Origin of the sequence: Allostreptomyces psammosilenae (assembly GCF_013407765.1) — a bacterium.
Lineage (GTDB): Bacteria > Actinomycetota > Actinomycetes > Streptomycetales > Streptomycetaceae > Allostreptomyces > Allostreptomyces psammosilenae.
Genome location: NZ_JACBZD010000001.1, coordinates 4,833,660 through 4,846,041, shown reverse-complemented (window position 1 = coordinate 4,846,041; position 12,382 = coordinate 4,833,660). Strand labels below are relative to the sequence as shown.

Below are 12,382 nucleotides of genomic sequence, written 5' to 3'. Positions count from 1 at the left end.
GTAGGGAAATCTTTACTGTGGGCTTCCGGAATGGGGCGGGCGCGTGCTCCGTTCACCCGGCCCCCGGGCCGGTTCCGGACGGCCGGGGGTCAGCCCCGGGCGAACCGGCGCAGCAGCATCGAGGAGGGCACCGGCCGGGCCCCCGCCTTGCGCACGCCGTCGGCCACCTCCCGGTCCGAGGAGGCCACCACCAGCGGACGCCCCCGCGGCTCCGCCCGGACCAGGCGCCGGATCAGCTCGTCCGCCGTCTCCCCCGGCCGGCTGAACAGCACCCGCACCCCGCGCGGCGCCGCCAGCGGCACCGGCCCGCCCAGGTCCGCGCCGTCGAAGACGCAGGTCACCTCGACCGCGGTGCTCGCCGCCAGCATCGCCAGCTGGGACAGCAGCCGTTCCCGCTGCTTCTCCAGCGGCAGCGCCGGGTAGCCGGCCTTGGTCACGTTGTAGCCGTCCACCACCAGGTGGACGTGCGGCAGCGCCAGCAACTGCTCCAGTATCTCGGGGTCGTCCGCCGCCAGGGCGCGCGCCGCCACGTCCAGCGGGCTGGCCGGCACCGGCTCGACCGCCTCCACCGAGTCGGCCGGGCGCTGCGTGGTGGGCGGCACGGCCAGCTCGCGGCGGAGCCCGTTGGCCGCGTCCAGCACGGTGTCCAGCAGCAGCCGCAGCCGCATGTCGGCCACCCCGCGGTCCTCGCGGGAGGCGCGCCGGCTGGCCTCCAGGGCTGCCTCGGCGTCGGCCAGCCGGTTGCGCAGCCGGCGGGCGTCGCCGTCCGCCTGGGCCTGCGCCGCGGCGGCGGCCGAGCGGACCTGCTCCAGTTCCGCGACCACCTTGCGCAGCTCCGCCTCGGCCCGCTTCACCTGTGCCTCGGCGCTGCGCAGCTTGCGCCGCACCCCGTCGGACTCGCGGCGCAGCGCCTCCAGCTCCGCGCGCAGCCGTTCGCCGTCGGCGCGGGCGGCGGCCTTGGCGGCGGCCAGCTCCGCGCTGAGCTGCTCGGCGGTGCGCAGCGCCTCGGCCGTGGTGCGTTCGCTCTCGGCCTGTTCGGCGGCCCGGCCGGACTCGGCGACCAGCCGGGTCCAGCCGGCGGGGCGGAGCAGGTAGGCGGCGGCCGCGACGTCCATCGGGTCGGCGGCCGGCGGGGCCGACCCGGTCTCCAGGGCCCCGGCCAGCTCCGGCTGGCCGGCCCTGAGCCGTTCCGCTATCCGGTGGCGGAAGGTGGCGTCGCTCTCCAGCGCCGCGGCGATCGGGGTCCCGGCGAGGCGGGCGCGGCGGCTGGGGGTGAACCGGGCGTAGCGGCGCAGCGCCGGCGGCACCTCCTGGCCGGGCATGGAGCCGAGGGCGTCGGCCGCCACGCCGACGACGCGCTGGCGGACCGGGGCGGGCAGCGGATGCTCCAGGCGTTCCAGCCCTTCGGGCTCGGCGTGTCCGTCGGCCCGGTCGCCGCCCTCGCCGGCGCCGTCGTCCTCGGCCTTGGCGTGCTCGCCGTCCCGGTCGGCGTCGTCCTGGTCCTTGTCGTCCCGGTCGACGTCCTCCGGGTCGGCGTGGTGCGGGTCGGCGTCGTCCCGAACGTCGTCCTCCTCGGCGTCGTCCGCCTCGGGGCCGTCGGCGGGGCCGGCCTCGTACCGCGCGCCCCGGTCGAGGGCGCCGCCCGCCGCGCCCGTGTCGCTCAGCGGTGGTGGACCGTCCGGTGTGGCGCACCGCGGAGCGGCGTCAGGCTCGGTGGCGGGCACACCACCCGGGTGTCCCGCCCATCCTCTACCCGCGCCCTCATCCGTCTGGTTCACCACGTCACTGCTCCGATCCTCGTTCCCCGCCGGGGCGCCGGGTCACCACCCGTCGACCCCACCGGAGAGGACTCGGCGGCGACACGGCGGGCACCGGCGTACCTGGGGCCTGTCCGCCCCACCGCCACCTGCTCCGATTCTCACCCGTCCGCCGTACCGGGGCACGGCGGAGACGGGTGTTGCGCGAGGGTGGTCGGTCAAGCCTCGCCGGAGGTGCGGGAAGCGGTGTCCGCACCGGGATCGTCGCTCTCGTTGAACGGCTCCGCGCCCGGCCGCTCCACCAGTTCGACCTGGTCGGCGGTGTTGCACCAGCGGCAGCGGACGGACTCCAGCTCGTCCCGGAGGATCTTCCGCTCCTCCACCTTCGCCTCGCCGGCCAGGTCGACGTGGACGTACTCCACCGCCCTGGTGGTGCGCGTGACGTCGAAGCGGGTGAGATTGCCGCACTGGGCGCAGCGCCACCGGGTGGCCGGGGTCGGCTCGGGCACGGACATGCTGATTCGTTCCTCTCCTCGAAGGCCGCGGAGTCGCCCGGAGCGGAAGCCGCGGGATCGTCCGAAGCCGCGGCTTCGTCCTTGCTGCGCAGCAGCCTACGGCCTCACACCTGCCCCGATCGGAGCAGCGACAGCCGGGAACACCTGTTCGCCCGCTCCGACACGCCGGAAATGTCCGTTCGGGCGATCATCGGCTCATGGTGATCCCGGTCTGCGACACCAGCCCGCTCCGCCGCCCACCGGCCGTGGTCGTCACGGTGCTGACGATCAACGTCGTGGTGTTCCTGGCCGGGCCGATGACCGGGTTCCCGGCGGCCGAGGCCGGTGGCGGCCGGGGCCGCGACGGCGCGGCGGCGGTGGTCTGCGCGCAGGCGGAGCACGTGCGCCGGTTCGGGGCGGTGCCGGTCGAACTGCTGACCAACCGGGAACTGCCGACTCCGGAGGACCCGCGCACGACCGGCTGTCCCCGGCCCGCCGACCCGACCGGGAAGACACCGGCCCTGTCGGTGCTCACCGCGCTGTTCGTGCACGCCAACTGGGCGCACCTGGTGGGCAACCTCCTCTGCCTGTGGGTGTTCGCCGGCCGCCTGGAGGAACGGATGGGGCGGACGCGCTTCGCCCTGGGCTACCTGGGCTGGGGGTACGCCGCCACCTATCTGTGGGCGCTGGCCAACGCGGGATCCCGGGAGACGCTGGTGGGCGCCTCCGGGGCGATCGCCGGGGTCCTCGGCGCGTACCTGCGGTTGTTCCCGCGCCACCGGGTGGTCAGCCTGTTCCCCTCCCTGCTGTTCCTGCCGCTGCGGCTGCCGGCCGGCGCGGTGCTGGGCTTCTGGCTGGCCGGGCAGTTGGTCGCGCAGGCGCGGGGGCCGCGGGCGGACGGGGACCGGGTGGCCTACCTGGCGCACCTGGCCGGCTTCGCGGTGGGGTTCGGCCACGCCTGCTGGGAGGCGCGCCGTCGCCGCGGGGACGCGTGGCCCGCACCGGCGGTCCCCCCGGCACCAGCCGTACCGCCGACACCAACCGTCCCTGGGCCACCGGTCGTCCCGCCGGCACCGGCACCGGCCGCACCGGGGGCGCCGCCGGGCGCCGTGGAGCGGCCCGCGGCGGCGTCCGCCGTCGCGCTGTTCCCGCCCGGGCCGGCCCCGCCCGGCGAGCGCGGGCGGATGTCCGACGGCCCGCCCCCGCCCCGCCCCGAGGGGATCGGGGGCGGGGCCGCCGGCACGGCGCCGACGGCCCCGCCGCCGACCGCGCCGACGGACGCCCCGCCCCACGACGCCTGATCAGCCGCCGCCCAGCAGCCGGGCCGCCTCCCCGGCCGCCACGGCCAGGGCCTGGTCCAGCGCCTCCGGCCGCCGCCCACCGGCGCTCGCCACCGCCCCCTCGCCGCCGGCGCCCCCGCCGACCACCCGCGCCGCCTCGGCCAGCACGCCGCCGGCCCGGACGCCCCGGTCGAGCAGGTCCGGCGAGACCGCGGCGGCCAGCGACGCCCTGCCGTCGCTGGCCGTGCCGAGGACGACCACGGCCGGGCCGCCCCCGGGCAGCCGGCCGGCCGCGTCGGCCGCCAGGGCCCGCAGCTCCCGGGGGGTGACGTCCTCCAGCCGCTCGGCGACCACGCCGCCGCCCGGCACCCGCCGGGCCCGGGCCCCGAGCAGCGCGGCCCGCTCGCGCAGCTCCTCCTCCCGCAGCCGGCGCAGCTCGCGCTGGGCCGCGGCCAGCTCGCCGAGCCGCGCCCGCAGCGCCTCGGGCGCGTCCCCGACCGGGGTGCCCAGCAGCCCGGCGAGCTCCTGGAGCAGCCGGCGCTCCCCGTCGTGGTACCGCAGCGCGTCCCGGCCGGTCAGCGCCTCGATCCGGCGCAGGTTGGAGCCCACGGAGGACTCCCCCAGCAGCCGCACCGGCCCGGCGTTGGAGCCGTGCCCGACGTGCGTGCCGCCGCACAGCTCGCGCGAGGCGTCGCCGATGTCGACGATCCGCACCCGCTCCCCGTACCTCTCCCCGAACAGCGCGGTGGCGCCGGCCGCCTCGGCCTCCGCGCGGGAGGCGTGCCAGACCCGCACCTCCGGATCGTCCAGCAGGTAGTCGTTGACCAGCGTCTCGACGGTGGCCAGCGCGGTGGGGTCGACCGGCCCGAGGTGGGCGAAGTCCAGCCGCAGGCGTCCGGCGTCCACCAGCGAGCCCTGCTGGCGGGCGTGCTCGCCGAGGGTGCGGCGGAGCATGGCGTGCAGCACGTGGGTGGCCGAGTGGGAGCGGGCGACGGCCTCCCGGCGCGGCCCGTCGACCCGGGCCTCGACGACCTCGCCGGCGCGCACCTCGCCGGAGGCCACCCGCACCGTGTGCACGTGGAACCCCTCCAGGCCGGGCCGGGTGTCGACCACCTCCAGCAGGGCGCCGCCGGCCGTGCGGACCGTGCCGGTGTCGCCGACCTGCCCGCCGGAGGCCGCGTAGAACGGCGAGCGGTCCAGCACCAGTTCCACGGTGGCGCCCTCGGCCGCCCCGGGGACCACCCTGCCGTCGTCGACCAGCCCCAGCACGGTGGCCTCCGCGGTGAGGCGTTCGTAGCCGACGAACACGGTGCGGCCGTGCCGGGCGGACAGCTCCCGGTAGGCGTCCGCCCGGCGCAGCGCCTCGGCGGTCCGCGCCCGCCCGCCGGCCTTGGCCCGGCGGCGCTGCTCCTCCAGCAGCGCGGCGAAGCGGTCCTCCGCCACGGTCAGCCCCGCCTCCCGCGCGGCCTCGACGGTCAGCTCCACCGGGAAGCCGTAGGTGTCGTGCAGTTCGAAGGCGGTCTCGCCGGGCAGCCGGGTGGCGCCGGCGGCGCGGGTGCGCGCGATCGCCGCGTCCAGCAGCCGGGTGCCCTGGCCGAGCGTGCGGCCGAAGGACTCCTCCTCGGCGGTGACCACCCGTTCGATCAGCGCGGCGTGGGCGGCCAGCTCCGGCCAGGCCCCGCCCAGGTTGGCCACCACCGAGGCGGTGGTGGCCGGCAGGACGGGCCCCTCGACACCGAGCAGCCGGGCGTGCCGGATCGCCCGGCGCACCAGGCGGCGCAGCACGTAGCCGCGGCCGTCCCGGGCGGGCAGCACGCCGTCGGCGATGAGGAAGGCGATGGAGCGGGCGTGCTCGGTGACGACCTGGAAGGAGACCTTCTCCTCCGCGCCGCCCGGGTACTCCCGGCCGGCCAGCTCCTGCACCACCTGCAGGGTGGGGCGCAGCAGGTCGGTGGTGCAGACGTTCTCCGCGCCCTGGAGGATCGCGGCGAGCCGGTCCAGGCCGAGGCCGGTGTCGATGCTCCTGGTCGCCAGGTCGCCGAGGATCGGGAAGTCGGTCTTCTCCCCGCCCTCGCCGCGCCGCGACTGCATGAACACCAGGTTCCACAGCTCGACGTAGCGCTCGCCGTCGACGGCCGGCCCGCCCTCCCGGCCGAACGCGGGACCGCGGTCGTAGGCGAGTTCGGAGGAGGGGCCGCAGGGGCCGGGCACCCCCATGGACCAGTAGTTGTCCGCCATGCCGAGCCGCTGGATGCGGTCGGCGCGGACGCCCAGGCGCCGCCAGAGCCGCTCGGTCTCGTGGTCCTCGTGGTGGACGGTGACCCACAGCCGGTCCTCGTCCAGGCCGTAGCCCTCGGTGAGCAGCTCCCAGGCGTAGGCGATCGCCTCCGCCTTGAAGTAGTCGCCGAAGGAGAAGTTGCCCATCATCTCGAAGAACGTCGCGTGCCGGGCGGTGCGGCCGACGTTGTCGATGTCGGAGGTGCGCGCGCACTTCTGGATGCTGGTGGCCCGCGGGTACGGCGGGGTGGCCTCGCCCAGGAAGTAGGGCTTGAACTGGTTCATGCCCGCGTTCGCCAGCAGCAGCGTCGGATCGGACAGGACCAGGGGGCTGGACGGCACCGGCTGGTGCCCGCGCGCGGTGAAGAAGTCGGTGAAGACGGAGCGGATCTGCGTCGAGCGCATGGTGGTGGCCCTCACGGAGCGGTCGTGGGAGGTGGGAGAGGCACACACGCCGAGCCGGGCCGAGAACCGGAACCGAGCGCGCGTCCTCAGTTCCCCAGCTCGGCGCGGCTAGCTCGCGCCCCCACCGTCCAGACCATGACGTCCGATCCCGTCGATCGACGACCACCGAGGCGGCGACCCCCACGGCCGCCACGGGTCGACGGTAGCGCGCCGCGCCGGCGCTCCGCCCGTGGTTTTCCCGCGTGGGGGCCGGCCCCCCACGGTCAGCCGAGCGCCAGCCAGCGGATGCCGTGCACCGAGACGATTTCGCGCTCGGTGTCGTTCAGCCCGGCGCGGCCGGTGGCCTTGGCCAGACAGGTCACCGGATCCCAGCCGGTCGCCGCGAGGGCGGCCCGCTGGCCACCCGCGAAGAGCAGCCCGAGCACCACCTCGGCGGCCCGGTCGGTCAGCCACGCCGGCCGCCCGAGGGCCTCCGCGGCGTCCAGCCCGTGCACGGCCAGTTCCACCACGCGGGTGGTCATGAAGTCGTCGAGCGTCATCGGGTCGCCGTGCCGGGTGCGCACCCGGCGGTCGGCCGGCTCGGCGGCCACCGCGGCGGCGACCCGCGCGCACCCGGCCGCCAGCTCCCGCACCAGCTCCCGCCCGGAGCCGAAGCCCGCGGCCAGCTCCCGGGCGCCGTCCACCCGCACCGCGTTGGTCGCCGCGGAGAACCGTTCGTCCGGACGGTAGTAGCCGGCCGCCGTGACCAGCGCCCCGTCCCCGTCGGCCGGCGCGGGCGCGGCCAGCATGCCGGGCACCCGGCCGATCGTCATGTGCACGTGTCCCAGCAGGTCCCGCAGCGTCCACGGCACGCACCGGGTCGGCGCGTCGAAGCGTTCCTCCGGCAGTCCCGAGAGCGCTGCCGCCAGCGCCTCGGCCTCGGTGGTGAAGGCGGTCAGGGCGGGGTGGGGGGCGAGCGGCACGCGCGCCACCCTACGGCTGGTCGGAGGCGATCCGGAAGGGCTGGACTACTGTGACGGCCACACACGTCCCCGCCAACCACGCGTCCCCACAGGGAAGGTGCCCCGTGATCACCGCCATCGTCCTGATCAAGACCAGCGTCGACCGCATCCCGGAGCTGGCGGAGACCATCGCCGAACTGGAGGGCGTCAGCGAGGTCTACTCGGTGACCGGCTCCTTCGACCTGGTCGCCATGGTGCGGGTGCCGCGCCACGAGGACCTGGCCGAGGTGATCCCCGGGCGGCTCAACCGCGTGCCGGGGGTGGAGCACACCGAGACCCACATCGCCTTCCGCACGTACTCCCGGCACGACCTGGAGGCCGCCTTCGCCATCGGCCTGGAGGGCTGAGGGCAGAGCCCGCCGGGCCGGAAGACCGGGCCGGGCGGGCGAACGCGCCCGCCACGGCGGTGGCACCCGCGCCGAGCCGCGCCGGGCGGCGCCGGCGGGTCAGCAGCCCGGAGCCGCCGCGGCCGGGTCGCCCTCCCGGACCAGCTCGGCGACGGCCCGCACCAGCCGGTCGACGTGCTCCACCGGCGTGCCGGCCCCGAAGCTGACCCGCACCGCCCGCAGCGCCGTCTCCGCGCCGCCGGAGTCCGGCACCGCGCACGGCGCCGGCTCGCCCGGCTGGTCGCCCAGGAGCGCGCCGACCAGCGGATGGGCGCAGAACAGGCCGTCGCGCACGCCGATGCCGTAGCGCTCGGACAGCGCCACGGCGAGCCGCCGGCTGTCCCAGCCGCGCACCGTGAAGGAGAGCACGCCGACGCGCGGCGCGTCGTCGCCGAACAGGCTCAGCACCCGGACCTCGGGCACCGCGGCCAGGCCCGCGCGCAGCCGGCGCAGCAGCGCCTCCTCGCGGCGGGTCAGCTCCTCCAGGCCCGCGGCGGCCAGCGCCCGGCAGGCCGAGGCGAGGGCGTAGGCGCCGATGACGTTCGGGGAGCCGGCCTCGTGCCGCGCCGGTCCACGGTGCCAGCGCACGGCCAGGTCGCCGACCTGGTCGGCGTCGGGGTGGTCCTCGGCGGTGCCCCGCCGCACGGTGGCGGTGGCGCCGCCGCCGGCCAGGTACGGTTCGGCGGCGTCCAGCCAGTCCGCGCGGCCGGCCAGCACGCCGGCGCCGAACGGCGCGTAGAGCTTGTGCCCGGACAGCGCCACCCAGTCGGCGCCCAGTTCGCGCAGCGAGACCGCGCGGTGCGGGGCGAGCTGGGCGGCGTCCAGCACCAGCCGGGCGCCGTGCCGGTGGGCGGCCTCGACGAGCTCGCGCACCGGCCACAGCTCGCCGGTGACGTTGGACGCGCCGGTGACGCAGACCAGCGCGGGGGCGTGCGGCCGCTGCCGGCGGTGGGCGGCCAGGGCGGCGTCCAGCACGGCGACCGCCCGCTCCGGGCTGGCCGGGGTGGCCAGGTGCTGCACCCCGCCGCCGGCCCGGCGCCAGGGCAGCAGGGCGGCGTGGTGCTCGGTCTCGAAGACGAACACCCGGGTGTCCGCGGGGAGGGCGGCGGCCAGCAGGTTCAGCGAGTCGGTGGTGGAGCGGGTGAAGACCACCTGGTCGCCGTCGCGGGCGCCGAGGAACTCGGCCACGGTGGCGCGGGCGGTCTCGAACAGCTCGGTGGACAGCTGCGAGAGGTGGCCGGTGCCACGGTGGACGCTGCCGTAGTAGGGGGCGTAGGCGGCCACGTCGTCCCAGACGGCGCGCAGCGCGGGCGCGCTGGCGGCGTAGTCCAGCGCGGCGTACGGCGCCGTCCCCCCGCCGGCCAGCGGCACCCGGACGTCGTCCCCCAGCACCGGCAGCGGCGAGCCGACCTCGGCCGGCGCGGCGGCCCGGGAGGCCGCGGGGGCGACGGCGGCCGGTCCGGTGGCCGTGGCGATCGCGGCGGTCGCGGCGGTCGCGGCGGTCGCGGCGGTCGCGGCGGCCGGGGCGGGGGCGGTCAGGCAGGTGGTGGCGGCGTTGCGGGCAGCGGACATCGAAGGCTCCGTGAGGGGTCGCCGGCGACCGCGCCGATGCTCCGGGGCGCGGCGGCGGGGTGCCGCCGGCGTCCGGGCGCGCGGATCGCCGCGCCGTCCCCGCGGCGCGGCGATCGGCGCGCGCGGCGGGAGAGGGCGTTCGGTGAGAGGGGGAAGTTCGCCGGGCGTCACGGCCCGGCACACCGTGTGCGACGCGGTGTCTGCGCCCCGCTCGGGCCGTCGGGCCCGTGCGCGCGGCTAGCGCGCGCGGCGGTCGGGGCAGGTCGCTTCCGCTGTCAACGCATCATCTGCATGGAAGTACTCCTCGGGTCTGGACCCCTGGAGGACTTCGCGAGGGGTCCGCGCTTGCCGCAGGTGCTACCTGAGACCTGGTCATCACCCGGGGCACCCCGCCGCGGAGGGAGGGTTGCCGGACAGCGAGCCGGGGCTTTCCGCGCTGTCACTCGTGACCTGTGCCGGGATTATTGCCGGCCGTCCGCCGGCCGTGCAAGCCGTTCCACATTCCGGGACGGCTCGCGCGGCCGGCGGGTGCTCAGCGGCCGGTCACCGCTGGGTGGCGGCGGCCCAGCGCTCCAGGACGGCCTGGGCGGCCCCGCTGTCGATCGCCTCGGCCGCCCGGCGCATGCCGGCGGCCAGCCGCTCCTGGAGCGGCGCGTCCTCCTCGGGGCCGGCGGCCACCAGGGCCGCCGCCGCGTTCAGCAGCACGGCGTCCCGAACCGGGCCGGTCTTCCCGGCCAGCAGCTTGCGGACCACCTCGGCGTTGTACTCGGCGTCGGCGCCGCGCAGCGCCTCGATGCCCACCCGCTCGATGCCGAGCGCGGTCGGGTCGACGGTCTCCTCGCGCACCGCGCCGTCGCGCACCACCCACACCCGCGAGGTGGTGGTGATGGTCAGCTCGTCCAGGCCGTCGTCGCCGCGGAAGACCAGGGCGGAGACGCCCCGCTCGGCCAGCACGCCGGCGACCACCGGGGCCAGCCTGGCGTCGGCCACACCGGTGGCCTGGGCGCCCACCCTGGCCGGATTGGTCAGCGGACCGAGGATGTTGAACGCGGTCGGGATGCCCAGCTCGCGGCGGGGCGGCGCGGCGTGCCGCATGGCCGGGTGGAACTTCTGGGCGAAGCAGAAGGTGATGCCGGCCTCCTCCGCGACCTCGGCCACCCGTTCGGGTGAAAGATCGAGGTTGACGCCGAGCGCCCCCAGCACGTCCGCCGCCCCGGAGGCCGAGGAGGCCGCGCGGTTGCCGTGCTTGACCACCCGCACCCCGGTGCCGGCGACCACGACGGCCGACATGGTGGAGATGTTGACCGTCTTGGCGCGGTCCCCGCCGGTGCCGACGATGTCCACCGCCGGCCCGGGCACGTCGATGACGGTGGCGTGCCGGTACATGGCCCGCACCAGGCCGCTCACCTCGGCGACCGTCTCCCCCTTGGCCCGCAGGGCCACCAGGAAGGCGGAGATCTGCGCGGGGGTGGCCTCGCCGAGCATGATGCGGTCCATCGCCCAGGCGGTGTCCTCGGCCGACAGGTCACGGCGCTGGAGCAGCGCGGTCAGCAGTTCGGGCCAGGCCCGCACGGGGCCCTGATCGCGGACGCCTGCGTGTTCCCTGCCGCTCATCTGATCAACTCCTGCCACCGGACAACGGGGCGCCGCGCGGGCGCCCCCACAGATCCCCGGAACGTCGGGGATCCCACCTTATTGAAGACGGGCGCGTCCGGGAGGGGTCGTCCCACCCGGAGTGGGAGTGAGATGCCCCGCTTCCGCCGGCCGCCGGCGGCGGGGCGACCGGCGCGGGGACGGGAGGGGCCGGGGACGGGAGGGGCCGGGGGCGGGTGGTCAGGCGGGCAGCGAGGCCGAGCGCTCCAACAGGCCGCCGAGCTCGCCGGCCAGCACGGCCGGGTCCCCGGGGAAGCGCACCACCGACTCGGCGTTGCTCCAGGCGCCCAGCCACGCGTCCTGCGGGCGGGCGACCAGCAGCAGCACCGGCGGCGCCTGGAAGATCTCGTCCTTGATCTGCCGGCACAGCCCCATCCCGCCGACCGGGGTGGCCTCGCCGTCCAGCACGCAGGCGTCGACGCCGCCCCGGCCCAGCCGCTCCAGGACGGCCGGCGCGGTGGCGCACTCGACGAACTCCACCGCCAGCCCGGCCTCGGCGAACCGGGCGCTGCCCTCGACCGCGGTGCGCACCCGCCGGCGGGTGCCGGAGTCGTCGCTGTAGAGGAGGACCCGCGCGGTGCCCCGGGGCGACGCGCCGGCGCCCTCCGCCGGCGCGGGCTGGCGGGCGACGGTTGGGGCGGTGGACTGCGACAGCTCGTGGGCCTGCTCGGTCATGGCTCGCTCCCGCCGGGAAGTCGGTGTGTGACCTGGACAACACCGGATGCTACTCCCAGGCGGCCGCCCTGGGCAGGGCACGCGCCGACGCCCCCGCCGTTCCTCCCCTTCCTCCCCGCTCCGGGCGCGCCGGCAGGGCCGACACGGGGCGACATCGACCCTTGACACTCCGACGATGGACCCCCGCGAGAGCGGCGGAATAGGTGACCGACATAATGTCGCGCGTGGCGACAGCAACTCTTCAGACCGGGCACGCACCCACACACGCTGCGGTGAACCGGCCGAACATGGTCAGTGTCGGGACCATCGTTTGGCTGTCATCGGAGCTGATGTTCTTCGCGGCCCTCTTCGCGATGTACTTCACGATCCGTTCGGTCCAGGGACCGGAGGTGTGGGCCGAGGGAACCGACACGCTCAACGTGCCGTTCTCCCTGGCCAACACCATCGTCCTGGTCCTGTCCTCGGTGACCTGCCAGTTCGGCGTCTTCGCCGCCGAACGCGGCGACGTCAAGAGGCTCCGGCTGTGGTTCGTGATCACCTTCATCATGGGCGCCTTCTTCATCGGCGGCCAGGTGTACGAGTACGCATCCCTGGTGCTGCACGAGGGACTGTCGATCTCGTCGAGCGCCTACGGCTCGGTGTTCTACCTGACCACCGGCTTCCACGGCCTCCACGTCACCGGCGGTCTGATCGCGTTCCTGTTGGTCCTGGGACGGACGTACGCGGCCAAGCGCTTCACCCATGAGCAGGCCACGAGCGCGATCGTCGTGTCGTACTACTGGCACTTCGTCGACGTCGTCTGGATCGCCCTCTTCGGGACGATCTACCTGCTGCAGTAGCACGCGGCAACCGGGTCGGACCGGAGGACGCCCACCCCGGGCG

10 protein-coding genes and 1 riboswitch are annotated in these 12,382 nt (G+C 76.4%); of the genes, 3 read left to right on the top strand and 7 right to left on the bottom strand.

The window, feature by feature from the left end; all coding sequences use genetic code 11:
- Window positions 1–89: 89 nt before the first annotated feature.
- Both FHU37_RS20075 and FHU37_RS20070 read right to left on the bottom strand, forming a co-directional pair.
- Complete coding sequence (locus tag FHU37_RS20075) at window positions 90–1,400, bottom strand: NYN domain-containing protein (RefSeq protein ID WP_246451119.1); 1,311 nt, start codon at window positions 1,398–1,400, stop codon at window positions 90–92.
- A gap of 575 nt (window positions 1,401–1,975) precedes the next feature.
- Window positions 1,976–2,272: a hypothetical protein gene (locus FHU37_RS20070; RefSeq protein ID WP_179815520.1), complete on the bottom strand. Its 297-nt coding sequence runs from the start codon at window positions 2,270–2,272 to the stop codon at window positions 1,976–1,978.
- Between the two features lie 197 nt (window positions 2,273–2,469).
- Here FHU37_RS20070 and FHU37_RS29100 point away from each other — a divergent pair, with 197 nt between their 5' ends.
- Window positions 2,470–3,552: a rhomboid family intramembrane serine protease gene (locus FHU37_RS29100; protein ID WP_281394665.1), complete on the top strand. Its 1,083-nt coding sequence runs from the start codon at window positions 2,470–2,472 to the stop codon at window positions 3,550–3,552.
- Here the strand turns inward: FHU37_RS29100 and alaS are convergent, their stop codons facing one another.
- Both alaS and FHU37_RS20055 read right to left on the bottom strand, forming a co-directional pair.
- Window positions 3,553–6,213 carry an alanine--tRNA ligase gene (alaS, locus tag FHU37_RS20060; protein WP_179816416.1) on the bottom strand — a complete coding sequence of 887 codons (2,661 nt, stop codon included), beginning with the start codon at window positions 6,211–6,213 and terminating at the stop codon, window positions 3,553–3,555.
- A gap of 263 nt (window positions 6,214–6,476) precedes the next feature.
- Window positions 6,477–7,175 carry a maleylpyruvate isomerase N-terminal domain-containing protein gene (locus tag FHU37_RS20055; protein ID WP_312892682.1) on the bottom strand — a complete coding sequence of 233 codons (699 nt, stop codon included), beginning with the start codon at window positions 7,173–7,175 and terminating at the stop codon, window positions 6,477–6,479.
- A gap of 104 nt (window positions 7,176–7,279) precedes the next feature.
- Between FHU37_RS20055 and FHU37_RS20050 the strand changes: the two genes are divergently transcribed.
- Window positions 7,280–7,561: an Lrp/AsnC family transcriptional regulator gene (locus FHU37_RS20050; RefSeq protein ID WP_179815519.1), complete on the top strand. Its 282-nt coding sequence runs from the start codon at window positions 7,280–7,282 to the stop codon at window positions 7,559–7,561.
- 99 nt (window positions 7,562–7,660) lie between these two features.
- Here FHU37_RS20050 and FHU37_RS20045 read toward each other — a convergent pair whose 3' ends face one another.
- The 3 genes from FHU37_RS20045 to FHU37_RS20035 all read right to left on the bottom strand — a co-directional run bounded on the left by FHU37_RS20045 (window position 7,661) and on the right by FHU37_RS20035 (window position 11,500).
- Window positions 7,661–9,172, bottom strand: coding sequence for an aminotransferase class V-fold PLP-dependent enzyme (locus tag FHU37_RS20045; RefSeq protein WP_179815518.1), 1,512 nt, complete (start codon window positions 9,170–9,172; stop codon window positions 7,661–7,663).
- Window positions 9,173–9,508: 336 nt separating this feature from the next.
- Window positions 9,509–9,623: riboswitch (SAM riboswitch) on the bottom strand.
- 92 nt (window positions 9,624–9,715) lie between these two features.
- A complete protein-coding gene (gene trpD / locus FHU37_RS20040) occupies window positions 9,716–10,786 on the bottom strand; it encodes an anthranilate phosphoribosyltransferase (protein ID WP_179815517.1) in 1,071 nt (356 codons plus the stop codon).
- Window positions 10,787–11,005: 219 nt separating this feature from the next.
- On the bottom strand, window positions 11,006–11,500 hold the full coding sequence (locus FHU37_RS20035; RefSeq protein WP_246450009.1) for a response regulator transcription factor: 495 nt from the start codon (window positions 11,498–11,500) through the stop codon (window positions 11,006–11,008).
- A 215-nt stretch (window positions 11,501–11,715) separates the two neighbouring features.
- Between FHU37_RS20035 and ctaE the strand changes: the two genes are divergently transcribed.
- Entirely contained in the window at window positions 11,716–12,339 is a 624-nt protein-coding gene (ctaE, locus tag FHU37_RS20030; RefSeq protein ID WP_179816413.1) for an aa3-type cytochrome oxidase subunit III, read from the top strand.
- The last annotated feature ends 43 nt before the right edge of the window (window positions 12,340–12,382 follow it).

Coding starts and splice junctions, on each gene's coding strand:
- FHU37_RS20035 (WP_246450009.1), bottom strand. CDS start 11,500: ATGACCGAGCAGGCCCACGAGCTGTCGCAGTCCACCGCCCCAACCGTC.
- FHU37_RS20045 (WP_179815518.1), bottom strand. CDS start 9,172: ATGTCCGCTGCCCGCAACGCCGCCACCACCTGCCTGACCGCCCCCGCC.
- trpD (WP_179815517.1), bottom strand. CDS start 10,786: ATGAGCGGCAGGGAACACGCAGGCGTCCGCGATCAGGGCCCCGTGCGG.
- alaS (WP_179816416.1), bottom strand. CDS start 6,213: ATGCGCTCGACGCAGATCCGCTCCGTCTTCACCGACTTCTTCACCGCG.
- ctaE (WP_179816413.1), top strand. CDS start 11,716: ATGTCGCGCGTGGCGACAGCAACTCTTCAGACCGGGCACGCACCCACA.
- FHU37_RS20070 (WP_179815520.1), bottom strand. CDS start 2,272: ATGTCCGTGCCCGAGCCGACCCCGGCCACCCGGTGGCGCTGCGCCCAG.
- FHU37_RS29100 (WP_281394665.1), top strand. CDS start 2,470: ATGGTGATCCCGGTCTGCGACACCAGCCCGCTCCGCCGCCCACCGGCC.